This is a genomic window from Gemmatimonadaceae bacterium, from assembly GCA_037721215.1.
In the GTDB taxonomy this organism is placed as follows: domain Bacteria; phylum Gemmatimonadota; class Gemmatimonadetes; order Gemmatimonadales; family Gemmatimonadaceae; genus UBA4720.
This window is the reverse complement of the sequence record JBBJNV010000016.1, coordinates 69,547-91,531: the sequence shown is the minus strand read 5'-3', so window position 1 is coordinate 91,531 and position 21,985 is coordinate 69,547. Positions and strand designations below refer to the sequence as shown.

The following is a 21,985-nucleotide window of genomic DNA, read 5'->3' as shown; positions in this document are numbered from 1 at the left end:
GACGGAGAGAGATTCGAACTCTCGGTACGCTTTCACGTACACACGCTTTCCAGGCGTGCGCCTTAAACCACTCGGCCACCCGTCCTCACATCGTTTTCCTTCCAGGAGGACTGTTCCCACGCTCAGTCACGACGGGAACAGCGAACGGACAGGGAGAGATTCGAACTCTCGATACCGTTGCCGGTACGCCGGTTTTCGAGACCGGTGCCTTCAACCACTCGGCCACCTGTCCAGTGTCCAGCTTTGAAAGTTATCCGGTTGGCGCAATCGAATCAACGATTCAGGCCGCCGCCGCGAGGTCACCAATCAGCCGCTACGGCTCTGCTGGCAACCGCCTAGATTCGAAAAAATCCGTGAGCATCACCGCGCAATCGTCGTCGAGAAGACCTCCCTGCACTTCCGGCGAATGGTTGAGGCGTGGATGCCTCAGAATGTCGTCAACCGATCCGGCCATCCCGGCCTTGTCATCCCACGCGCCAAAGACCACACGCTTCATCCTCGCGAGTACGATCGCTCCCGCACACATGGCGCAGGGTTCCAGCGTGACATAAAGGGTGCAGTCGTCGAGCCTCCACCGATCCAGCGACGCGCATGCCTCTCGAATCGCGATCATCTCCGCGTGCGCGGTGGCATCCTGGTCGCGTACGGTCCTGTTGTTCGCACCGGCCACGATCGATGACCCGCGCACAACAATCGCGCCAACCGGCACTTCGTTCTGGCGGACACCATCATGCGCTATCGCAATGGCATTCCGCATGAACTGCTCGTCCGTCGTAAACCGCGACAGCCGGTCGTCCTCGTTCGGGCTGCTCATCCGTCGTGTGGCGACGGCGCCAGCTCAGCGCTGGTGAACCCGAGCTGGCCGTCGTCGCCGATGTCCCCAACCAGCGTATCCCCCTCACCAAACCGGCCCTCGAGAACCGCAAGCGCGAGTGGATTCTGAACCATCCGCTGAATCGCTCTCTTCAAAGGGCGCGCGCCAAACGCGGGGTCGTAACCTTCAGTAGCAAGCAACTGGCGCGCCGCGGGCGTCAGTCGCATGGTCAACTTGCGATCCGCAAGAAGCTTGTCGAACCGCCCGAGCTGCAGACCGATGATATGGTCGATCTGCTCTCGGCCAAGCGGGCGGAATATGATGACGTCATCCACACGATTGAGAAACTCGGGACGGAAATGCTGGCGTAGCATCTCGGTGACCTGGGTCTCGACAAGCGCCCAGTCGTCCGTGCCGCGCTCGAGAATGAACGCGCTGCCGATGTTCGACGTCATGATGATAACCGAGTTCCGGAAGTTCACCGTTCGGCCCTGCGAATCCGTGAGGCGACCGTCGTCCAGAATCTGCAACAGGATGTTGAACACGTCTGGATGCGCCTTCTCGATCTCGTCAAACAGGACCACCGAATACGGTCGTCGGCGCACGGCTTCAGTAAGTTGCCCTCCCTCTTCGAAACCCACATATCCCGGCGGCGCTCCGATGAGTCGCGCGACTGCATGCTTCTCCATGTACTCGGACATGTCAATGCGGACCATCGCCTGTTCGTCGTCGAACAGGAATTCCGCAAGTGCGCGCGCCGTCTCCGTCTTCCCCACCCCGGTGGGCCCGAGAAAAATGAAAGAGCCGATCGGGCGATTGGGATCCTGTAATCCTGCGCGCGATCTCCGGACCGCGTTCGCAACCGCCTGCACCGCCTCGGACTGTCCGACCACGCGCTCAGAGAGAAGACTCTCGAGACGAGTGAGCCGTTCGCGCTCGCCTTCGAGCATTCGCGTTACAGGAATACCCGTCCACTTCGCGACAATCTCGGCCACATCATCCGCTGTCACTTCCTCCTTCAGAAACTGGCGACCGCCGACCTGCTTGCTGGCAAGCTGCTGTTCGGCCTCGAGCATGTCACGCTCAAGGGCGGGGACGGTGCCGTAAGTCAACTCCGCTGCTTTCGCGAGGTCACCAGATCGAGTGGCCTGCTCGGCTTGCATGCGAGCCTCTTCCATCCGCTGCTTGATTCTGCCGACGCTGCCGAGCGTTTCTTTTTCCATCTGCCACTGGGTCTTCATGCCGCTCGACTTCTCGCGCAGATCGGCAAGCTCGCGCTCCAGTGCACCGCGGCGCTCGACCGACGCCTTGTCTTTTTCCTTCTGAAGCGCCTGGCGCTCGATCTCCAGCTGTGTGATTCGCCGTTCGACCTCATCGATTTCCTGGGGCATGGAATCGATCTCGATGCGAAGCCGTGAAGCCGCCTCATCGATAAGATCGATAGCCTTGTCGGGAAGGAAACGATCGCCGATATACCGATTGGACAGAGTCGCCGCCGAGACGATCGCGCCATCGGTGATGCGTACTCCGTGATGGACCTCGTAACGTTCCTTGAGTCCACGGAGAATCGCGATTGTGCTTTCGACGCTCGGCTCACCCACGTAAACCGGTTGAAACCGGCGTTCGAGCGCGGCGTCCTTCTCGACGTGCTTCCGGTACTCATCCAGGGTTGTCGCGCCGACAACACGGAGCGCGCCGCGCGCGAGAAGCGGCTTGAGCATGTTGCCAGCGTCCATCGATCCTTCTGCGCGGCCCGCACCGACGATCGTGTGCATCTCGTCGATGAAGATGACGAACTTCCCGTCTGCTTCCGTGATTTCCTTGAGAACGGCCTTGAGGCGCTCTTCGAACTCACCCCGAAATTTGGCACCAGCGATGAGAGCGCCAAGGTCCAGCGCAAGCAGTTGTTTGTTTTTCAGGCCTTCCGGCACGTCGCCGTTCATTATTCGCTGCGCCAGGCCTTCAGCGATAGCGGTCTTGCCGACGCCCGGCTCTCCGATCAGCACCGGATTGTTCTTGGTGCGCCGCGACAGAACCTGGATCACGCGGCGAATCTCCTCGTCTCGTCCGATGACCGGATCGAGCTTGCCACGGCGTGCGGCATCAGTGAGATCGCGAGTATAGCGCTGTAATGCCTGATACTGATTTTCGGGGCTCTGGTCTGCAACGCGATGTGTGCCGCGAACGGCCTTGAGAGAATCGAGCAGCGCCTGGCGCGTTGCGCCCACGCCGTTCAGCAACCGTTTCGAATCAGTGGCTTTTACATCCGACAGCGCCACCAGGAGATGCTCCGTTGAAACAAAGTCATCGCCGAGGGCCCGGGCTTCCTCTTCCGCCCGGTCGAAAACCTGGCTTAGCTCGCGCGATGCGTTGGGCTGCGCGTCGCTCTGCCTGGGATATCTTGCCACTTCCTTTTCGCACTGATCCCGTAGCGACGCGATGCTCGCGCCGAGCTTCTGGAGAACGGAAACCACTATTCCCTCATCCTGAGCAAGCAGTGCGAGCAGAAGATGGAGGTCGTAAATAAGCGGATTGCCGGCACGCCGTGCGAGCGCTACAGCGTCGTTCAGAGCCTCGCCAGATTTTACCGTCAGCCGATCTGCGTTGATCATGTCATTCAACCGTGCAATGTGGGTGCCCGCCGCGGTAACAGACAAAAAGAACGCGCCCCACAAATGGGGCGCGTTCGTACTGCCAGCTCCAAACCGCTATTTCGACACGAGCATCTTCTTGGTTACCGGCCTGCCATCAACTTCCAACCGATACAGATAGACGCCCGATCCTACATCCTGCTGGCTTCTGGTGTCCTTACCATCCCAGAAAGCGATGTACTGGTTACATGTCAACAACAAACCGTCGATCAGCTCTCCACCAGCGACATTCCCCGTTCCGCCCTGCAGAACCGGCACAGCAATCGGCTGCGCAAGAACATTGTAGATCTGCAGGCTAACGCGATGCAATCTTCCGGAATCCGAACAGCCGGCACCATCGCCAACGGTGAACGGAATTCTGGTACTTTCAACGACTGGATTCGGAAAATTCTGGCCGAGCTCCAATCCGGGGCCACGTACTCTGCCGGACTGGGGTGAAATTCCCTGAGCCGACAGATCACCTGGCATGAATGCGCCGAGGGCAAGCACAATCAGTGCTACCCACAGGTGTTTCATTTTTGCTCCAGTGCAGACAAATAAAGTTTTTTGGAAAGCTCCTGTAACTGGGTGTTCTCTTACTCGATGCGGCCAAGCTACGCCCGCTTTTAAGGAGTGTCAAGCCGCCACACATCCAACTGCCGAACGGACGAATCACTTTTCTGCCGCTACTGGCCTTCGCGGCGGCAGAATCCGCCGTCCCGCCATCGCCCTTTCCGTCACTCCTGTCCTGTCGAAAAACTCGAGCAGCGGAATCAGGTATTTCCTCGACACGCCAACAACATCCCTCAACTCCGCCGGACTGTACAACCTGCCTGGCACCAGCGCCGCCCGTACCAGCCCGACGATTCCCGTGACAGCCTCGCTCGAATAATACCGGTCGTCCGAAACGCGTTTCAGAACACCATCCCGGTCGAGCTTTCGCAGCAACGTGCCCGTCCGAGGTCCAAACTTTTCGCTCAGTTCATGTACACCTGGCGGCTCATTTGGTTGATCGCGAATCGCCTGCACGATCGAATCGCTGATCCTTTGTTCATCTGCATTGAGCTCCGGCTTCCAGCCGGCGGGCCGTGCAAATCCCCCATCCAGCTCAATCTTCCCCTCACCCACAAGACGATTCAATACCGCATCGATAACCGCGGGTTCGGCTCTGAAAGCAGCTCGAAGCGTCTGAAGTGAGACACCGGGTTCGAGCGTAAAGTTTGCTGCGTGTGCTGAAATATTCTGCACGACCGCATTGGCCGTCTGGTCGATCACAGAACCCGCATATGACCGCCCGTTGACGATGTAGCATCGTGCCGCAGCACAGTGTGCTGCTGTCTCCGCGGCCGGCAGGCCGAGGCGGATGGGCAGAGACGAATATCGCACCCCGGCCAGGCCTGAGGCCGCGAGCATCCGATCCAGTTGCGAGTGAACCACGGCGTCGCCATCCGGGAGTTGCCGGCGCGCCCCGCCGCCGCTCGACCGCCGCCTTCTCGGTGGATATGGATCTAGCACCGTTCCGCCGCCGATCGTGGCAGGGGGAGATGGATACCGCAGCACGAAGTGGTCACCGCCACGTGCGATCACCGGATGCTCGAGCACGATACGTGAGCGCGCGCCCAGGGCATCCGCCGGGTCAGAAGCTCCCCGGCCGGCGACTCGACAGCCGACGTCAGAGGTCCCCAGATGGAACCGAAGCCGCGTTCGGGACGTTATTCTCGGCGCACTCGCATGGATCTCAAGCTCAGCATCGATCTCGCTGGTCTCAACCCAGGCCGGGTCGCCAACCAGCACGCTCCCCCGGCCTACCTCGGAGACGTCGCACCCCGCGAGGGCGAGCGCGGTTCGTTCTCCAGCACGGGCGGACGTGATGGCGGCTCCGTGCGTTTCCACCGCGCGAACGCGCAATTGCCGACTGCCGGGATAAAGTGTCACCATCGATTCACGCGCGACTGAACCACTCCAGATTGTTCCCGTTACCACGGTTCCGGTTCCCCTGACCGAGAACACACGATCAACCGGCATGCGAAACAGATCGGTTTCGACATTGCGGGGAGATACCATTGCAGCAGCGGCCGAGATGGCGCTCCGAAGCTCCGCCAGGCCCTCGCCTGTGCGAGCCGACACAGGTATGACGCGACTGCCCCCGTAGGCTGTCGGCTCGAGAAGAGAATCAACCTCATCGCGGACAAGTCCCAGCCACTCGGTGTCGGCCAGGTCGGACTTTGCCAGGGCCACGATCACCTGCTGAATCTTCAACAGTGAGAGGATGTCGAGATGCTCGCGAGTCTGCGGCATCACGCCTTCGTCGGCAGCAATTACCAGAAGGCCGATGTCAATGCCGCTCGCTCCCGCAAGCATGGTGCGGATGAATCCCTCATGGCCCGGCACATCGACGATGCCGATCGTTCCAGCGTCATCGAGTACCAGAGGCGCGAAACCGAGATCGATGGTAATGCCGCGCTTCTTCTCCTCCGGCAGGCGGTCGGTATCGACACCAGTGAGAGCCTTCACAAGCGTCGTCTTTCCGTGATCGATGTGCCCTGCAGTACCCAGAATCATCGCAGGAGCGGCGCTGAGGCAGGATCATTGATCACAGCAAGCTGCAACTCACGGCATGCTCCACCCCCTGAGGAGTTGTATTTCACGACGCGCTCCAGCTTCCCTCCTCCCACACCTTGAAAGCGCGAAGCTCGCGATCGCCGCTCACATGCTCACCGACAAATTCGCGTAACAGCCGCTGATGCGCTTTGGCTTCCAATGCCGGAAGACCGGTTACCCTTCCCCCTCCCACCCACAACCTGATTGCATCACGCGCCGATGATGGCAGCAGGCGGCTGCCGGCAGCGCTCAGCCGGCACCGGGCGCAGAGCGCACCACCGGCGGCATGTGAGAAGCCAACAGCAGCGTCACGTTTGAAAACGGAATCGCAGTTGGCGCAGCCATCGAGAGAGGGGCTGAAGCCCAGCGAAGCGACAATCAGCCAGGCACCGGACAGCGCGGACTCGACAATCGTACTCCCCTCTGCATCCACTATCCGGTCGAGGCTTTCCTCAACGGCATTGAACAGCGCTGGCGACGGCTCGTCACTGGAGGAGCGGAGCGCCAGCTCGGCGATCATCGAGCCAGCGGTGAATCTCCCGACGTCAGTCGCGAGGCGGGGCCTCGCGCGCGTTACATCCAACCCCGTCAGCGCCTGCAGCTCCCTGTTGGGGCGCATGTGAATCTCGGCTGCGCCCTGAGCGAAAAGATCGAGCGCTCCGCCAAATCTTTTTTTGGAGTTGCGCGCGCCGCGGGCCAGCACCGATTGAATACCGGCCTCGCGTGTCATGAGCCGAATTATCAGCGACGTTTCGAGATAGTGGAACGTGTGCAGAACTATCGATTCCGTCACCAGCGGTTGCATCGCTCAATCTATTGAGTACCGCCGAACCGTGCGCCAATGAGAATCACCCGGCCGGGCGCTTGAAAGTGCAGCACGTCCTCGTATTTCTTATCGAACAGATTTTCCGCGCGAACGGTGAGCGCCAGGCCGGAACCGTTTCTGCGGCGAAGCACATCGAAGCTGCCAGCGACATCGGTCTTCGTGTAGGCTGGCAGAGTCACCACCGGTGACGGAAACTCGCTGAAGTCGATGTCCGGACGGCTGCCGACATAGGTCGCCGTCGCCGAAAGCGAGCCGATGCCTGTTTTACGATATCGGACCACCGCTGAGCCTGTATGAGTCGCGCGACGCAGGAGTGCCTGGCCAACGCTCAGGTCGCCGGCGTATGCCTCAGAGAGCTCAGTTACTTTCGGAGAAGCCTGTGTGTAGCTCGCCGTCGCGGAGAAATCCGCATCGGGCGTGATGGCGACTTCGACATCGTAGCCGTTCGATTCCGCGCCTGTGAGATTCGCGTAGCTGCCCAGGAACGTTGGCGGGCCTCCAGCTACGAACTGAATGAGGTCGCTGAAGTGCTGGTTGAAATAGTCGGCTGTGAAGCGAACAGCTCCGCTGAGGAAACTCTGCTCGACACCGATTTCATAGCTGCGTGTGCGCTCGGGATCGAGGCCGGGGTTCCCCGACGTGAAAAGCGTGGGAAGAAGCTGATTGAAAGCCGGAGCGTTGAACGCAGTGCTCAGCGATCCACGAACACGGGTGGACGGCGCCAGAGCCAGACTGCCGCCGACACGGTAGGTCGTCACAGCGTCGTAATCGGAGTTGTCGTCGAGACGGGCAGAAAGCACGTACGAAGTGCGCGATGTGAATTGTCCAAGCAGCTCGGCGTACGCCGCGCGGTTGCTCCGTTGTGCAATGAAGCTCGACGTCTGCACCGTCGGCGCTCCAACAGGGCCTTCGCTGTTACCGCTCGATTCTCGTTCCCGCATGTACTCAGCGCCAATGTTGACCGTCGTCGAGTAAGGAAGCTGGAACAGGAATCGACCCTCCGCCGAGCGTCTGTAGTTCCGCGACTGGAATGCCGAGTGGACCTGCACCGGATCGTTTGCCGGAGCGCCAAATGGGATGGCGATGTCTTCGGTAAGGTCGGAGACGTCGTTGCTGCCGAGCAGGACGCGGGCCGTCACCAACGGCGAGATCCGCGTGGACGCATCGGCACCAACCGTAAGCCGGTGCTGAACGCGGTAGGCATTCGAGTCGACTGGCGCGCCGGTGAAGTCGGTTGGATAGTGAAACTCGGCAGTAGTGTACCGCGCCGAGGTAGACAGTTCCGTCGATGGTTTCGGCGCGAAGCCAGCTGAGGCGCTAAGTGTCCCGTTGTAGTATTGATTGTTGAATGGAATGATGCCATCGGTAACGTGTTGAGCCGCGCCTAGTGCATAACGCGCGCTGCCGGCCGCTCCGCTCACGTCTATGCCACCGTCGATGGTTCCATAGGTGCCGGCTCGTACGGAAGCACTCAGTGAAGCCGGGCCACGCCCCTGCCGTGTGAAAATCTGAACCACGCCCGACACTGCATCGGCCCCGTAAACTACGCCCGCGGGCCCGCGCACAACTTCGATACGCTCGATGTTATCGGTTGTGAGGTGACTTAGATCGAAGAAACCGCCCGGTGCGTTGACCGCAACGCCGTCGATGAGAATCTTCGTATAGCGGCTCTCGCCACCCCGCAGGAACAGCGTACTCACGGAGCCGAACGACCCGTTCTGAACGATTGATGCACCAGGCACCTCGCGCAGTGCGTCCGACACACGAGCGACACCGCGGGCACGAAGCTCATCGCCGGAAATCACAGTAATCGCCTGTGTCGCGGCAGCGCGCGTGGTGGGAGTCTTGGTGGCCGACACCACAACGGTATCCAGCCTCGTGGTATCGGCCCTCTGGGCGATGGCAATCGCTGGTGCACTCATCGAGAGGCCCGCGACAGCGGCAATTGATACTGCGAAACCGCGTCTGTGAACCAGGTGCTGGTTGTTGCTGCTTGCTGGCATGGCTTGTTATCAGGTGAGAGTGTTGGGAGTTGATGAGGGCGCGGAATGAGAGACGGGCGCTTTACGGCGAAGGGGGATCAGTGATGGCGCTCCCACCGCCGGATCGCGTGATACGACGAGAGGCCACTCGTATACTTTTTCGAGGAGCGGTGCCTGCATCACGTCTGCGGGACTTCCGGAGGCGACGACGCGTCCGTGGTGCAGGAGAATCACGTTTCGAGCGAAGCGGGCCACCAGGTTCAACTGGTGACTGATCAACAGCACCGTCATTCCATCGCTGGCGAGTCCATCGAGAAGCTCGAACAACGACATCTCGTGAGAGAGATCCAGAAAGGTCGTGGGCTCGTCCAGCACAAGGGCGCGTCCGCCCTGTGCGAGCGCACGCGCAATCCGGACGCGTTGCCACTCACCGCCCGAGAGTGCGTCCGTACGGCGTCCGGCAAATTCTTCAAGGCCGGCTCGCGCGATCGCATCAGTGACCTTGACAGCGTCGGACAACCCGGCAGTCTGCCAGAGCCCGAGGTGCGGATACCGCGCAAGTGCAACGTACTCGTCGACACGCATCGGGAACGCCGGGTTTTCCCGCTGTGGGGCAACCGCAACGGCTCGCGCCATTTCAACGGCAGACATCGAAGCGTGATCGCGTCCGTCGATCGTAATCCGGCCCTCTTCCAGCGACTGACGGCGCAGCAGCGCGCGAACGAGAGTTGATTTGCCGCTGCCGTTTGGGCCCGTTACCGCGGTAACCTCTCCCGCCGGCGCGCGGAACGTAACGTTATCCAGCGCACGGACGCCCGCTCCGTGATAGCGTACCGCAATACCTTCAAACGCGATCATGCGGCGCGTCTCAGCTGCGCAAGAAAAAACGGGACACCCAGTATCGCTGTCACTGCTCCAAGAGGTAGCTCCCCCGGCGGTCGAACGGTGCGCGCCACAAGGTCGGCTCCCGTAACGAGTGTTGCTCCCACGAGCGCCGATGCAATCAGCAGCGGCCGGTGGTGACGGATTCCCGCAGCCCGCACGATGTGGGGCACGACAAGGCCAACGAATCCGATAAGTCCCGCTGCGGCAACCGTCGCCGCTGCCAGCACCGCGCTCAACAGATACATGCGTCGGGCCGCAGACTCCACGTTCACGCCAAGTGCCGCCGCTGACTCGTCGCCGAGTGCCAGCACGTCGATTTCCCGTGCCCAGTAAATCAGAGCAAAGCCGCCTGCGGCCACATATGCAGTTAACCACCCGACAGTGGCCCACGAGCCGTCGGCCACGGAGCCCATCATCCACCAGAGCGCGCCGCGGATAGTGTTCGGCGGCGCATTTGCCAGTGCGATCATGATCACGGCGTTTGCAAACGCGCCAATGACGACACCCGCCATTAGCAGCGTGCGAGGATCGCCGTGCCCGCCGCGGCCGGCGGCGCGAGCGACCAGCAAGGCCAGCAGCACTGCCGCGGAGGCGCCGGCGAAGGCCGCGATCGCGACGATGCCGCCTGCAGTAGCTCCCCCAGCGAACGCGATCACGGCTCCAACCGCTGCGCCCCCCGAAACACCGAGCAGGTAGGGTTCCGCGAGCCCGTTGCGAAGCGTGCCTTGCAATGCACCGCCGCTCATCCCGAGTGCGGCACCGACGAGGGCGGCGAGGATCACGCGCGGCAGTCTCAGGTTGCGAACAATGGAAACCACACCCTCATCACCAACGCCACGTACTGCTTGCAGCACTTCCAGCGGAGGGATCGACACAGCGCCGGTCCCGACGGCGACAACGGAGAGCACGATGAGAGCGGCTATCATTATCCACCAATGCCACATGTGGTGCGACATCACCGAAACGCGCCCGGATGCAGCAATGCGGCGAGCGACACCGCCGCCTCTCCGAGTCTCACCGACGGGCGCCCCACGAGAATGGTATCGGCGATGAGAATCCGCCCGGCCCTAACCGCCGGTGCGGCCGCCCACCGCGCATCTCGGCGAATCTTCATCGCGCCCTCCGGCCCAGTGATGAAATAATCAGGATTGCGCCGGAGTACGTCTTCGATCGAAACCGTCGGGGAGGGATCGGGCAGCTCCGCATAGACGTTTTCGCCGCCGGCGATGACAATCAGCTCATGCAGATAGCTGCCGGCCGCGATCGTGATCAGCGGCGCGTCCCATATGTGCCAGAACACACGAGGCTTTTTCAGCGCCTTCGTCACGTTGGCGACGCGGTCAATGGTCCGTGCCACTGAATCCGAAACCACCTGCCCGCGAATGCTGTCGCCGATGATGCGTCCAAGCAGCACCGAGGCGCGATGAAAGTCGGCAATGTGGTCGATTTTCAGTGAGATGGTGTTGACGCCGGCAGCGCGAAACTGCGTTGCGGCGTTTCGATTGTCCTGGCTTGCGTAAAGCACTACCAGGTCGGGTTTGGCGCCCAGGACGGCCTCGATGTTCGGCCTCAGGCCGGACCCCAGGTCCGGGACGAATTTCGCCGAGTCGGGATAGAGGTCCCAGTGGGTGCGGCCCACCAGGCGGCCGCCTGCGCCAAGCGCGAACAGCAGGTCGGTGGTAGCCGGGTTCAGGGAGACGATTCGCGACGGGCGTCCCACAAAGCTGATTGGATCGCCAAAATCGTCCGACTGCGCCGATGGCTGTGGCTCACGGGAAGGCGCGCAGGCAGCCAGAATAATCACAGCAAGAGCGAACTGACGGCACCAAAACAAAAAAGCGTTCTCCATGGAAGAGAACGCCTGCAACGTCAACGCATCCTGAGTGGACACCTCGAACGCCACCAGCCCCTCCCCCGAGGTTCTGAATAAGTGGCGCGAGCGAGAGTCGTCTCCTGGCTCCGGGCCGCGTCGCTCACCTTCCCGGCCAACTGTGGCCAGTGGTACTACGAGCGTGCGTTTTGATGCCCGATACAGTGGCGGGGCCGCACCGGCATCAGACCGGTTTCCGGGGCTCCGTTCGCGATCAATTGTGCCGAAGCTTAAGCCTTTCTGAGCGCGCGGGCAAGCGCGAAGACCATCGACCCGCCAATGATCACGGTGATGCCGATCAGGTAACGGCTATCCACCCGGCCCTCTGTTGCGCGCGGGAGATCGATGACGCTCGTTACATTCGCCGGGATATTGGAAGCCAGGAACCGCCGAAACATCCGCTTTTCCAGACTGACCGCATCTACTTCTTTCAACCGGGCGCCGGTCACTGTTCCGGTTGGTTCTTCAATCAGCACTTCGTAGACCTCCGTGGGGCGGTCTATCGGGACGCTGAGTGGAAACGACGACGCCGGGACGTCGTAAGTGAACGAGAGCTGTTTCAGCCCCGGGGCCAACGGCGCGAACACGAAGGCCCTCCCGGCGGAAAACGTGACGGCATCGGCGGGAACGTCCCCCTGACTCACGCGAAAATTGCGGGCACCTGCCGGGAAGGCCGCGGACCAGACCGCGCCGCCCGGCGTCGAATTCGCTGCAACGCGCGTTACGGAACTGTCATTGGCAAGCTCATAGACTTCGGTCACCGAGCGAACGGCGTTCGGATTCACCGCCGAAACAATTACATGATGACCGCGAATACTCGTCGGCACGCTCCTGGATGTGGTATCGAACACCGCGATCTCCGCCTCGTCGTTTTTGACCAGCGCGTGATGCAGCGGCGTAGTGAAGTATGCGATCCCCGAGTATGATGCCGAGACAAAGTAAATGGCTTGTTCGTCGCCAGTTTTGCGGTAGGTGAACGAGTACTCGCCAGCGCCGTTGGTCTGCATCGAGTCCAGTGGCGCCGCCGCATCGGATCCTACACGATGGAGGATCGCCCAGACACCGGCAACCGGCAGCATCGATTTCGCAGCGGGACGAACGATTCGTCCCACGACGCGCTGATCTACCTTGGGATTGCCTTGCGGTGCGATTTCCTGGGCTGACGCAATGCTCGACAGGAAAACGAGCGCCAAGCTACAGACTGAATTTCCCAAAGTCCTCGGGGCGCAGATTTTCCAGATAAGCCTTGAGCTGCTCGGGGGTCATTTCATCGGACGGTTCGGAGCCCGCACTGTCAGATTCCGGTTCATCGGCCATCTGAGCTGCCGTCTCTGCGTCCTCGAAAAGCATCGCGCGCAAGAGCGATTCCTGGGCAAAGATCGGGGCAGCGCAGCGGAGAGCGATCGCGATACTATCAGATGGCCGCGCGTCGATGTTGATCGTCGAACCCTCCCGCCTGATCTGCAGCTCGGCGTAATAAGTCCGATTCTCAACTCTGGTGATCTGAATCCGCCGCAGTGTTCCGCCAAGACCCGTGATTAGTGTTTTGCAGAGATCGTGGGTTAGCGGGCGCTCGCGTCGCAGCTTGCTCATTTCGACGACGATGGACTCCGCTTCGGGCTGCCCGATCCAAATCGGCAGAAGACGCTCGCCATCCTTTTCGCGGAGGATGACGACGTAGGAATTATTGGAGCGGTCGAGGCCCAGCCGCATCACTTCGACTTCAACGAGCTGCATTTCTGGAATGTAATGGCGGGCACTATGGGCATAAAGGTCCGGCGCATGGGCGCGCTCTGCTGGACGACGGCGATTTCTCAAAGTAGCCAATTTCAGATAAACCCTGACCAGGCCACGCTTGTTTTGTGACTCGCCTCAGCGGTGTTCAGTCAGCACAATCTTCTGCTGCACGAGCTGCCTCACTTTCCTGCCCCGCGCGAGCGCGGGAGAAAAGCGCATAGCAGGCAAGGCCTCAAGAAGTGAAGCGGTGAACAACTCGTTTGTGGACTGAAGGATTTTTATCGACGGTTTTTCTACCCGGCCGTCCCGGCCAACTATGAATTGCGCATGCGTTTCTCCTCGAACCCCCGAGGCGTGGAGCGGGACAGGGTATCTTGGAACTCCGCTCGCGGGAAGAGGCGAGGCTTCCTCCTGAACCTCAAACTCGTAGTAGACCCGGTTTCCGGTATGGGGCTTGGGTCGATTCGGTTCGGGATGTTCTGTTTTGGCGCTCTCCCAGCTGCTGTGTCTTCTCTCACCCTCTATAAAGGCTTCGTGAAACGTCGGCTGCCGGGTTGGAGGTCCTGGGCATCTGCTGACGTCCACTGCTTCCGGGTATGCGAAAGCCATGGTGCTCGTGCCGGCTGACTCGCGCACGGAAGCCGTCAGGTGGACTAGTACGACGCGCTGGGTTGACGTTGGGTCTTTTCCCCTGACAACGCCATCAGGCTTCGTTCCGATCACGATTCCGATGTATCGCTTGTCACTCCGGGCAAACGCGCAATTGCCGAGTAATATCATGGACCTGGTGTCCCCTGACTCATCGGACGACGCAGTCCAAATATCACCAGCTGAACGATCAAGCCTCGAAAGCGTTCCGGGTTCTACGGAGGTATTGATAGCTGCCAGAACCGGACCCGCACGGGGGGCAATAGTGCGATTACTTAGCTCGAGCATACCGGCAACAACTGCAATCCCGATAGATACCCACGCGACCGTTGTCGTTGTTGTCGCTCCTGAGCGGTCGCGTGTTGGCGAACCGCCCGTGCTAGACACGCGGTGATGCAATCCTGAAATGCAACGGACCAATACGGATTTCAGGCGTCGTAAAATCGCCAATCAATATTCCAGTTACGAAATAGTCGCCGGATTTTGACTGCAAGCCGCCCTTGGTTGATTGAGTCCAGTTCCCAGACAACTTGCGTTCTCCGCCTGGTTTCAAGCTCATGTTGACTTCCATCAGGTCGATTGCCGGCTCGCCGGGAACCGAACTCCAGACCACCGTTCCGCTCGCGTCAGTCACGATAAAGAATGCGGGGTTAGGGTTGGCAAGATTAAACGGCAAAGCTCGATGCGTCGGGTTGCGAGCGATCAACTCGAAATGAATAGGGTGCCCGATGCGAGAGGTAGACGGTACACGAAGCGAAATGACGATAGAATCGACGATACTCGAAACACTACTATGCCCGCGGAAGTCTGACCGACCTGGCGATGTTCCGTTAAGCCCATATTGCTCGTTTCGACACGAGAGCGCACACAGCAAAAAGACCAGCACCAAAGTCGGCATGTGCATCGTGAGGTTGTGAAATGCGTGCCAAACCTGGAAACAATGAGCCCACGAGCAGGGTGTCGGATGCGAACAGTTACGCCACTGTCGCCGCGGCTAGAGGTCCACTAGCCCTTCACTGCCGCCTGCAGCTGCTTTACCCGATCCAGCCGCTCCCATGTGAACTGCGTCCGGCTGTTTCTGCCAATTCCGATTTTCTCAGAGCTTCGGCCAAAATGTCCATAGGCAGCGGTGGCCTCGTATATCGGCTTCTTGAGGTCGAGGTCGGCGATGATGCCTTTCGGCGTCAGATCGAAAACCGTCTCCACGGCGCGCATGATCGCCGCTTCGGGGATGGTGTTGGTACCGAACGTATCGACCATCACCGATACCGGTTTTGCAACACCGATCGCGTAGGCAAGCTGCACCTCGCATCGGCGAGCGAGTTTGGCGCCGACAATGTTCTTGGCAACCCATCGCGCAGCATAACATGCGCTCCGATCCACCTTTGAGGGATCCTTGCCGCTGAACGCACCACCCCCGTGGCGGCCCATCCCGCCGTATGTATCGACGATGATCTTGCGGCCGGTAAGGCCCGCATCGCCCTGCGGACCCCCAACTACAAACCGGCCGGTGGGGTTGATGTGGTACTTGATTTCCTTCGAGCGCATCTCCTTTGGAATGACCGGCTCGATCACATCGGAAATCACTGCCTGGTGGAGTTTCTTGTTACTGATGCCGTCACTGTGCTGCGTCGAGATGACGACCGTATCGACCGCTACCGGTACACCGTCCTCGTATACCACCGTCACCTGCGACTTGCCATCCGGTCGAAGCCAGTTGCCGCCGCCATTTCTGCGGCACTCCGCGAGTTGCCGGGTGAGCCGGTGAGCAAGCATGATGGGGAGCGGCATCAACTCTTCGGTCTCGTCAGACGCGTAGCCAAACATCATTCCCTGGTCGCCGGCGCCGCCGGTGTCGACCCCCTGACTGATATCGCGTGACTGGCGACCAATAGTGCTGATCACCGCGCAGGTCTTCGAGTCGAACCCGTACGTTGCGTCAGTATAGCCGATACGATCGATCGTCCGGCGGACGATGTCGGGAAAAGAGACGTAGGTGGTAGTGGTGATTTCGCCTGCCACACAGGCAAGCCCTGTGGTAACCAGGGTTTCGCAGGCAACGCGAGCTTCAGGGTCGTCAGTCAGGATTGCGTCCAGAATGGCGTCCGAAATCTGGTCAGCTACCTTGTCGGGATGACCCTCAGTAACTGACTCAGACGTAAACAAGTGTCGATCGAGCACGATATCCCTCAGGATTGGGATGGAGCGGAACGGACTGGCGACACGCCGTACGATTCGTGCGCCATTGGTCTTAAGGTCCGCCGAATCCCTCAAACGTATTCCCATCGACGTACTCGGGCAACCCGTCGCGGAGAAACTGCGCATCTCCAAACGCAGAGAACAGACGCCGTCTCAGCTCGTCCTCTGCTTCGCGGGCAGTCTGGGCGCCGAGCGCCGCATTCGCCGCATCCATCGCCACCTCGGCGCTGACTCCTCTCACAATGCGCTTGACCAGCGGCACCGCCCGCCCGGCGACGCTGAGTTGTCGAACACCGAGCCCGATCAGGGCAAAAGCCATGAGCGGTTGCGAAGCCATTTCGCCGCAGACACTGACCTCGAGGCCGTTGTCGTTGCCTACCTCGACGGTACGCCGGATCAACCGCAGAACCGCTGGGTGCAGAGGTGTGAACCTCGACGCGAGGTTTGCGTTGCCGCGATCGACGGCCAGCGTGTACTGCACCAGGTCATTGGTGCCGATACTGAAAAATGCCACGTCCTTCACAAGTGTGTCGGCGACGATTACCGCGGCCGGCGTCTCTATCATCACACCCAGCGGAAGGCCATGCCTGTAGTCGACGCCACGCTCATCGAGCTCGGCTGCCGCTTCCTCGAGCAGATGCCGCGCCTGACGCACTTCTTCGACGCTCACGACCAGTGGAAGCATGATCCGAACGTCTCCGTGCATCGCCGCCCGTAACAACGCGCGGAGCTGCGTTTTGAAAATCTCAGGCTCGTCGAGGCACATCCGGATTGCCCGCCATCCGAGAAACGGATTGGCTTCGTGAGGGAAGCCACCCACCGGCAGCTTGTCTCCCCCGACATCGAATGTCCGAATCACCACCGGCTTGCCTTCGAACGCCTCGACCACTCTTTTGTACGCGCGGTACTGTTCTTCCTCGTCGGGCATCGAAGCTCTGCCGACAACAAGAAATTCGGTGCGCATCAATCCCACACCCTCAGCGCCTGAGTGCGCCGCCGCCTCGGCTTCCTCCGGAAGGTCAACGTTCGCGCGCAGCGTAATACGCACTCCATCGAGGGTGACAGGCTCCGCGCCAACGAGTTGCTGCAGTTCCGCCGTGTCCGCCTCTTCGCGGGCAGCGCGGAGGGTATAGGAGGCGATCTGGACCGCGGTTGGCCGCGGAATGAGCGCCCCCGATGAACCGTCGAGAATTATTTCATCACCGCCTGACACTCGCCGGGTGGCATCACGCAATCCGACGACAGCCGGCAAGCCCAGCGATCGGGCAAGAATCGCTACATGCGACGTGCGCGTTCCCTCATCGGTTGCAATGGCGGCGATGGCGTCGCGGTCGAGCTGGACGGTCAGACTCGGCGTCAGGTCGTGAGTAACCAGGATTGCATTGGATCCCTTGGGTAAATCCACCGGGTCATGGTCAGGGAGTCCAAGCAGAATCGAGAGCACGCGGATGTGGATGTCGGTCAGATCTCCAACGCGCTCACGGATCATCGGCTGAGCATGGCGAGCGAAGTTCTGCCGTGACTCGATGAGCACCAGATCGAAAGCTTTCTCGGCGCCGATATTTCGCCGGATGAACTTCTCGACGCTGGAAATGAGCTCACCATCGGAGAGGATTTGCACCTGTACGTCGAAGATTGCCGCTTCCTCCGGCCCCGCATGCCGTTCGGCACGTGCTTTCACCTGCGCCAGCCGGCCCTTGGCAGTCGTCAGCGCATCATGAAAGCGCGCTATCTCGCTCTCGATCTTTTCGTCCGCAATTATGCGCTGAGGAACGTCGGGCACCTCCCAGAGGAGCAGATGCACAGGACCGATAACGATGCCGGGCGACGCCGGCATGCCTATCATTTTTCCATCGGAGCGCGGCGTATCCGGACTCACGATTCTCCAAACCGCGCGACGACGAGCGCCTCGAGGGCATCGAGTGCCGCGTCACAATCGGCACCGTCCGCACGCAGCAGAATAGTCGATCCACTTTCCGCGCCGAGCATCATCACACCCATGATGCTCTTGCCGTTCACTTCCATGTCTTCCCGGATGATCGTGATATCGCTCTTGAAGCGGGACGCTGTTTTCACAATCTCGGCCGCAGGCCGTGCATGGATGCCGAGTTTGTTGACCACCTGGACGCTGCGTTCTGTCATTTGGGGATTACCGAGTAAAGAACGAACAGCGCGAGTGCGATGAGCGCGAGGCGCCAGCCCTCCGCTCGCTCGCCAAAGCGTGCGAGAACCGCGCCGCCGACGATCGCCACCAGGATCATCTCTCCAGCTAGCGTGCGGCCTTCCATCACGATCCGGTCGACAGCCAGCGGAATTGAAATCCCGGCAAGAAGGGCTGCCACACTTCCAACATACTGAGGGCCACGGCGAAGGACCGGGTGACCAAGCGCATCCGCAACGCGCAGTCCACGCTGGAAGCCCACTGTCAGCCCCCATGCACGCATCCAGAGGTGGCCGGCATTGTACAGTCCGAGGAAGGTAGCGATTACAACAATCGGTCGCGCACCGCTTCCAAAGGCGCCGAGCGCCACAAGAGAGCAAAGGGGAAGCCAGCTTGCCCAGACGAGACGGTCACCCACACTGCCCAGCGGGCCTCCGAGTGCCGTCCTGAACCGTTCGATCAGCGCCGCCGGCACTCCGTCGAGTTCGGCCCGTGCCAGCGCGCCAACCGCTACCCCGGCAAGATACGGGTGAGCGTTGAAGTAACGGGTGTGCCGGCCCAGCGCTTCCCTGTATCGCGGGTCATTGACACCTCCCGGCAACAGCCTCAACGCGGGTTCCATGCAGAACGCAATTCCGTTACCGAGCAGGGTCTCATAATTCCACGCACCCTGCACTGCAAAAAGTCGCAGATAAATGCGGAACCAGGTCGTAAAAGGAAGTGAAGGAACCGGAGTTACCGAAGGCGTCATCTGGTAATGATTATCGCTGCACCGGCAGCAAGCCCGGCCAGCAGGTAAACACGGGCATGAGCGACGGTGTGGAAAATCTTCCATATCGCACCGGCGGATACCGCCGCGACCATGGCGACAACCACTCCGCGTGAATACGCGGCGTTCGTAGTCCATCGAGCGAGCAGTGCGCCCACCAGCGGCTGGAAGAAAAGCAGCGCGAAGAAGGTTACGAGGCCGCCACGTACGAAATCAGCGGTCAATCCGAACAGCTGAGTTCCGATCACAACCGACGGCACCCCGGCGTCAAGGCCGTCCCGGCGCGCTGCGGCATGCGAGCCATTGAGCCGCCGAAGCTTTACCATGCTCCACCCACTAACGACGGCGGTCACCAGCGCCGCCAGCAGGGCACCGGCAAGCGCGCCCGCCTGATCGGGAGGGTAAACCGCGTAAATCGCCCCGCCGACGACACTGGCCGACCCCCATTCGGGATACCGCGAAGCGCCGAACGGCAGCATTTCAAGCGCCAGGAGTTCGAGTACCACGCCGATGATCATGCCCCCTCCCGGGTTTCCCATCAACGTGCCGGCAACAGTTGCGGCAACGAGGGGGCGGGAGATCATGGCCTGGGGAAAAGTCACCACATCGAGGCCAAGAAACGCTCCAAGGAGCGCGATTGGAAACAGTTCCACGAGTATCATGCGCCCGGCCGATCGGGAGGAGCGTCGCCCAGGACTTCCTCGATGGGAACCTGCCGGGCCGCTGGTACATCCTGCGCTGTCACTTTCACGCCACGCGATGCGAGGTTCCGAAGCTCGCGCTCCTCACCGGGAGTGAGAAAAACGTAGCGAGACTTCTGACTGCGGCCCGCACGGTAGTGAAGCCCGCCAACATTCACGCTGGCGATAGTGCCGGTCGCACACACGAGCCTGTCCATCGTCGCGATGTCGCCCGTTACGACAATACCGGGCCGGGAATCACAGACGTAGCGCTCATGGTCACGAGCCGCCGAAGCAACATCCGCAAACAGAATCTCCATCTCGGGTGGGATCCCCATGCGGTAGAGGTCCTGTTCCCAGTCCGAGGAGGCAACGTTGTCGTCGACGAGAACGATGAACTCAATGTCGAGTGGCTGGCCCCATCCAACAACTACCTGGCCGTGAATGAGACGATCGTCTATCCGGTAGAGCCGGACGCTCACGACGCACCTCCGTTCACAAGGACCGCAAGCCGTCCCTTTTCAGCGGCGTGGTGCGCTGCATCAACAGCTGACATTGGCGGCTGAAACACAAAATCCAGCAAAGCCGCCAGGTTCGCTCCCGTCACCAGCACGCAATCGGTGTGATCGCGAAGCAGCCGCCGAACTGCTAGGGTGGCACTGCCCGCGGGCAGATCACTGAAGAAAACTTTTACTCCGGTCGTCGCAGTACACTCACGCAATCGCGTTTCGATCTCGCCGGCGCTGAGATCCCGGTTCGAAACACCGAGCAACAGATGCCCACGCCCGGTGATGCGATCGACAGCGTCGATCATGCCTTCGGGGTACGACCCGTGACCAACTACGATAGCACGTACCTCACCAGCCGCAGAGTGCTCGTTTCCATCGGAGCTACTCGTCATCTTCCTGCAGATACTGACGGACGTTGCCGGCTGCCGCCTGCCGCATTCGCCCTATCAGCCTCTCGTTGAACGCCTCAGCCGGATTCACCCCGGAATATCGCAACAGGTGATTGAGTGCAATGACTTCTGCAATCACCGTAATGTTTTTTCCGGGATTCAGCGGTACCGTGATCAAGGGAATTTCCACATCCAGAATGCGGGTCAGCACGGTGTCCAGACCGGTGCGCTCCACAACCGCATCCTGGTTCCACTCTTCAAGATGAACCACCACCTCGATGCGTTTCTGCTGTCGTACTGCCCTGATTCCGAAGATCGAAGGAATATCGATAAGCCCAACGCCGCGAATCTCCATGTGATGTCGCTGAAGTTCGTGCGCTTTTCCTATCAGCACGTCATTACCCCGGCGCATGGTGATGACGAGGTCATCTGCCACAAGGCGATGGCCGCGCTCCACGAGATCGAGCACACATTCCGACTTTCCGATTCCGCTGCGGCCGGTAAAAAAAAGACCAACGCCAAAAATGTCCGCCAGTGATCCGTGCAGCGTTACCGTCGGGGCAAACTCGCTCTCGAGAACGGGTTTGAGACGCCTGTAGAATTCAGCAGTCTTGAGCGCGGTTCGCAGAAGCGCGACCCCGCTCGAAAATGCTGCTTCGACTACTCCCGGCGGAGGCTCCTGATTCTTGGTGATGATGACGGCCGGAATCGGAAATGCAAAAAAACCCGTCACGATTCGCGCTCTCTCTGACTCTGGCAGCGACGACAGATATGTTATCTCAGTTTCGCCGAGCACCTGCAGCCGTTCGGCGACGAACCTCTCGACATAACCCGCGAGCGCAAGTCCTGGACTCGATACATCGGCGTTGCTGATCGCATGCTCCAGACCGGCGCCGTTGCCAATGTCGACCAGCTGCAGCTGCTCGCCATTCCGTTCCAGAAATTGTCGGACGCTTGGTGCACGGCTCACGCGCGGTATGCCTTCTCCGCCTGCGGTGCACGCTGTGCCGACCGGCGGCTGCTGCTCAGCTTCCTGATCTGGCTGCCAAGCCGCTCGATAGCGATCGTGAGTGCCGGGCCGTAATACCTGGCTTCACCACTGGCTACGATCTCCGCGTGGCGCGGAGCATGAAGGACGATCTCAACCCGCTTCACTGGCCCATCCTGCTCGAAGCGGATTACTGCGTCGACGGCACGAGGAAGTCTCGCAGCGGCGCGCTCCGCAGCGATTTCGGCGCGACGGCGCATGCGCGGGGATATGACTGCGTGGTGAGAATGAAAGATT

At 60.5% G+C, this 21,985-nt stretch carries 21 protein-coding genes, 1 tRNA gene and 1 riboswitch; all 22 genes read right to left on the bottom strand.

The window, feature by feature from the left end:
- Window positions 1–145: 145 nt before the first annotated feature.
- The 22 genes from WKF55_10320 to WKF55_10215 all read right to left on the bottom strand — a co-directional run bounded on the left by WKF55_10320 (window position 146) and on the right by WKF55_10215 (window position 21,948).
- A tRNA-Ser gene (locus WKF55_10320) sits at window positions 146–232 on the bottom strand.
- An 81-nt stretch (window positions 233–313) separates the two neighbouring features.
- A complete protein-coding gene (tadA, locus tag WKF55_10315; GenBank protein MEJ7759967.1) occupies window positions 314–814 on the bottom strand; it encodes a tRNA adenosine(34) deaminase TadA in 501 nt (166 codons plus the stop codon).
- Window positions 811–3,426, bottom strand: coding sequence for an ATP-dependent chaperone ClpB (clpB, locus tag WKF55_10310; GenBank protein MEJ7759966.1), 2,616 nt, complete (start codon window positions 3,424–3,426; stop codon window positions 811–813). Before clpB ends, tadA begins: the two co-directional genes overlap by 4 nt.
- 96 nt (window positions 3,427–3,522) lie before the next feature.
- Window positions 3,523–3,981: a T9SS type A sorting domain-containing protein gene (locus tag WKF55_10305; protein ID MEJ7759965.1), complete on the bottom strand. Its 459-nt coding sequence runs from the start codon at window positions 3,979–3,981 to the stop codon at window positions 3,523–3,525.
- 135 nt (window positions 3,982–4,116) lie between these two features.
- The gene (gene selB / locus WKF55_10300) at window positions 4,117–6,006 is read right to left on the bottom strand and encodes a selenocysteine-specific translation elongation factor (protein ID MEJ7759964.1); all 1,890 of its coding nucleotides are present in this window, start codon (window positions 6,004–6,006) and stop codon (window positions 4,117–4,119) included.
- A gap of 82 nt (window positions 6,007–6,088) precedes the next feature.
- Window positions 6,089–6,850, bottom strand: coding sequence for a DNA repair protein RecO (gene recO / locus WKF55_10295; protein ID MEJ7759963.1), 762 nt, complete (start codon window positions 6,848–6,850; stop codon window positions 6,089–6,091).
- Window positions 6,851–6,858: 8 nt separating this feature from the next.
- Complete coding sequence (locus WKF55_10290; GenBank protein MEJ7759962.1) at window positions 6,859–8,874, bottom strand: TonB-dependent receptor; 2,016 nt, start codon at window positions 8,872–8,874, stop codon at window positions 6,859–6,861.
- A 9-nt stretch (window positions 8,875–8,883) separates the two neighbouring features.
- On the bottom strand, window positions 8,884–9,711 hold the full coding sequence (locus WKF55_10285; protein ID MEJ7759961.1) for an ABC transporter ATP-binding protein: 828 nt from the start codon (window positions 9,709–9,711) through the stop codon (window positions 8,884–8,886).
- Window positions 9,708–10,694: an iron ABC transporter permease gene (locus WKF55_10280; GenBank protein MEJ7759960.1), complete on the bottom strand. Its 987-nt coding sequence runs from the start codon at window positions 10,692–10,694 to the stop codon at window positions 9,708–9,710. Before WKF55_10280 ends, WKF55_10285 begins: the two co-directional genes overlap by 4 nt.
- Complete coding sequence (locus WKF55_10275; GenBank protein ID MEJ7759959.1) at window positions 10,694–11,641, bottom strand: helical backbone metal receptor; 948 nt, start codon at window positions 11,639–11,641, stop codon at window positions 10,694–10,696. The genes WKF55_10280 and WKF55_10275 overlap by 1 nt, the downstream gene beginning before the upstream one ends.
- A gap of 45 nt (window positions 11,642–11,686) precedes the next feature.
- Window positions 11,687–11,806: riboswitch (cobalamin riboswitch) on the bottom strand.
- Between the two features lie 32 nt (window positions 11,807–11,838).
- Window positions 11,839–12,801 carry a hypothetical protein gene (locus WKF55_10270; GenBank protein MEJ7759958.1) on the bottom strand — a complete coding sequence of 321 codons (963 nt, stop codon included), beginning with the start codon at window positions 12,799–12,801 and terminating at the stop codon, window positions 11,839–11,841.
- A 1-nt stretch (window position 12,802) separates the two neighbouring features.
- Window positions 12,803–13,345, bottom strand: coding sequence for a bifunctional nuclease family protein (locus WKF55_10265; GenBank protein MEJ7759957.1), 543 nt, complete (start codon window positions 13,343–13,345; stop codon window positions 12,803–12,805).
- Window positions 13,346–14,372: 1,027 nt separating this feature from the next.
- Complete coding sequence (locus WKF55_10260) at window positions 14,373–14,891, bottom strand: hypothetical protein (GenBank protein ID MEJ7759956.1); 519 nt, start codon at window positions 14,889–14,891, stop codon at window positions 14,373–14,375.
- A 107-nt stretch (window positions 14,892–14,998) separates the two neighbouring features.
- Window positions 14,999–16,174, bottom strand: coding sequence for a methionine adenosyltransferase (metK, locus tag WKF55_10255; protein MEJ7759955.1), 1,176 nt, complete (start codon window positions 16,172–16,174; stop codon window positions 14,999–15,001).
- A gap of 70 nt (window positions 16,175–16,244) precedes the next feature.
- The gene (ptsP, locus tag WKF55_10250; protein ID MEJ7759954.1) at window positions 16,245–18,071 is read right to left on the bottom strand and encodes a phosphoenolpyruvate--protein phosphotransferase; all 1,827 of its coding nucleotides are present in this window, start codon (window positions 18,069–18,071) and stop codon (window positions 16,245–16,247) included.
- Window positions 18,068–18,334: an HPr family phosphocarrier protein gene (locus WKF55_10245; protein ID MEJ7759953.1), complete on the bottom strand. Its 267-nt coding sequence runs from the start codon at window positions 18,332–18,334 to the stop codon at window positions 18,068–18,070. Before WKF55_10245 ends, ptsP begins: the two co-directional genes overlap by 4 nt.
- A complete protein-coding gene (locus WKF55_10240; protein MEJ7759952.1) occupies window positions 18,331–19,104 on the bottom strand; it encodes a PTS system mannose/fructose/sorbose family transporter subunit IID in 774 nt (257 codons plus the stop codon). The genes WKF55_10245 and WKF55_10240 overlap by 4 nt, the downstream gene beginning before the upstream one ends.
- A complete protein-coding gene (locus WKF55_10235) occupies window positions 19,101–19,784 on the bottom strand; it encodes a PTS sugar transporter subunit IIC (GenBank protein MEJ7759951.1) in 684 nt (227 codons plus the stop codon). The genes WKF55_10240 and WKF55_10235 overlap by 4 nt, the downstream gene beginning before the upstream one ends.
- Complete coding sequence (locus WKF55_10230) at window positions 19,781–20,284, bottom strand: PTS sugar transporter subunit IIB (GenBank protein ID MEJ7759950.1); 504 nt, start codon at window positions 20,282–20,284, stop codon at window positions 19,781–19,783. Before WKF55_10230 ends, WKF55_10235 begins: the two co-directional genes overlap by 4 nt.
- On the bottom strand, window positions 20,281–20,703 hold the full coding sequence (locus WKF55_10225; protein MEJ7759949.1) for a hypothetical protein: 423 nt from the start codon (window positions 20,701–20,703) through the stop codon (window positions 20,281–20,283). Before WKF55_10225 ends, WKF55_10230 begins: the two co-directional genes overlap by 4 nt.
- Window positions 20,693–21,670, bottom strand: a complete 978-nt coding sequence (hprK, locus tag WKF55_10220; protein MEJ7759948.1) for an HPr(Ser) kinase/phosphatase — start codon at window positions 21,668–21,670, stop codon at window positions 20,693–20,695. Before hprK ends, WKF55_10225 begins: the two co-directional genes overlap by 11 nt.
- Window positions 21,667–21,948, bottom strand: coding sequence for a hypothetical protein (locus WKF55_10215; protein ID MEJ7759947.1), 282 nt, complete (start codon window positions 21,946–21,948; stop codon window positions 21,667–21,669). The genes hprK and WKF55_10215 overlap by 4 nt, the downstream gene beginning before the upstream one ends.
- Between the last annotated feature and the right edge of the window lie 37 nt (window positions 21,949–21,985).

Coding starts and splice junctions, on each gene's coding strand:
- WKF55_10265 (MEJ7759957.1), bottom strand. CDS start 13,345: ATGCAGCTCGTTGAAGTCGAAGTGATGCGGCTGGGCCTCGACCGCTCC.
- WKF55_10280 (MEJ7759960.1), bottom strand. CDS start 10,694: ATGTCGCACCACATGTGGCATTGGTGGATAATGATAGCCGCTCTCATC.
- WKF55_10305 (MEJ7759965.1), bottom strand. CDS start 3,981: ATGAAACACCTGTGGGTAGCACTGATTGTGCTTGCCCTCGGCGCATTC.
- recO (MEJ7759963.1), bottom strand. CDS start 6,850: ATGCAACCGCTGGTGACGGAATCGATAGTTCTGCACACGTTCCACTAT.
- WKF55_10290 (MEJ7759962.1), bottom strand. CDS start 8,874: ATGCCAGCAAGCAGCAACAACCAGCACCTGGTTCACAGACGCGGTTTC.
- selB (MEJ7759964.1), bottom strand. CDS start 6,006: ATGATTCTGGGTACTGCAGGGCACATCGATCACGGAAAGACGACGCTT.
- WKF55_10245 (MEJ7759953.1), bottom strand. CDS start 18,334: ATGACAGAACGCAGCGTCCAGGTGGTCAACAAACTCGGCATCCATGCA.
- clpB (MEJ7759966.1), bottom strand. CDS start 3,426: ATGATCAACGCAGATCGGCTGACGGTAAAATCTGGCGAGGCTCTGAAC.
- tadA (MEJ7759967.1), bottom strand. CDS start 814: ATGAGCAGCCCGAACGAGGACGACCGGCTGTCGCGGTTTACGACGGAC.
- WKF55_10235 (MEJ7759951.1), bottom strand. CDS start 19,784: ATGATACTCGTGGAACTGTTTCCAATCGCGCTCCTTGGAGCGTTTCTT.
- WKF55_10225 (MEJ7759949.1), bottom strand. CDS start 20,703: ATGACGAGTAGCTCCGATGGAAACGAGCACTCTGCGGCTGGTGAGGTA.
- WKF55_10240 (MEJ7759952.1), bottom strand. CDS start 19,104: ATGACGCCTTCGGTAACTCCGGTTCCTTCACTTCCTTTTACGACCTGG.
- WKF55_10260 (MEJ7759956.1), bottom strand. CDS start 14,891: ATGCCGACTTTGGTGCTGGTCTTTTTGCTGTGTGCGCTCTCGTGTCGA.
- WKF55_10285 (MEJ7759961.1), bottom strand. CDS start 9,711: ATGATCGCGTTTGAAGGTATTGCGGTACGCTATCACGGAGCGGGCGTC.
- WKF55_10215 (MEJ7759947.1), bottom strand. CDS start 21,948: ATGCGCCGTCGCGCCGAAATCGCTGCGGAGCGCGCCGCTGCGAGACTT.